Source organism: Terrabacter sp. 2RAF25, from assembly GCF_052115265.1.
GTDB lineage: Bacteria > Actinomycetota > Actinomycetes > Actinomycetales > Dermatophilaceae > Terrabacter.
In genome coordinates this window covers 1-480 of sequence record NZ_JBFRGJ010000043.1, presented here as the reverse complement: position 1 = coordinate 480, position 480 = coordinate 1, and the positions used below count along the sequence as shown (strand labels likewise).

Below are 480 nucleotides of genomic sequence, written 5' to 3'. Positions count from 1 at the left end.
CCCTCAAAAAGTGAGCGCCCGGAAGCGCCGCCTGACCGCCGAGCAGCGGTCCCAGGTAGCCCGCGCACGAGCGAGCGGCGCCGGCACGAAGGAGTTGGCCGAGCGGTATGGAGTGAGCGAACAGACGATCCGCAACATCGCAAAGCGGGTCCGGCTGGAGCGCGAAGCCGCCCGCACGGAGACCGCGATGGTCACGGCGCGCGTCCCTGTTCAGGATATTCAGGCGTTCGACGCGGCAATCGGGCGGCTTGGGGTCAAGGACAAGTCAACTGCCCTGCGTGCTTTCATCCGCTGGCCGGCAGGGTTTTTCCACGCCGACGAGGGCACGGCCGCCGCGATCCGGGGGATGCAGAATGAGCTGACCCGGATCGGGACGAACCTCAATCAGATCGCCCGGCGGCTGAACAGCCCGTTGTTGCGCCCTGAGGAGCGCACTCTTAGCGCCCGCGAGAAGGACGAATTGCGCGCCTTGCGTGAGGC

At 67.3% G+C, this 480-nt stretch carries 1 protein-coding gene and 1 pseudogene; both read left to right on the top strand.

Going from position 1 to position 480, the window contains the following annotated elements:
* Positions 1–10: 10 nt before the first annotated feature.
* A pseudogene (locus tag AB4091_RS21875) lies at positions 11–103 on the top strand (hypothetical protein); the annotation flags it as partial.
* Between the two features lie 9 nt (positions 104–112).
* Positions 113–480: plasmid mobilization relaxosome protein MobC (gene mobC, locus AB4091_RS21870; protein WP_442295021.1), on the top strand; the 368-nt coding region annotated here is incomplete at its 3' end.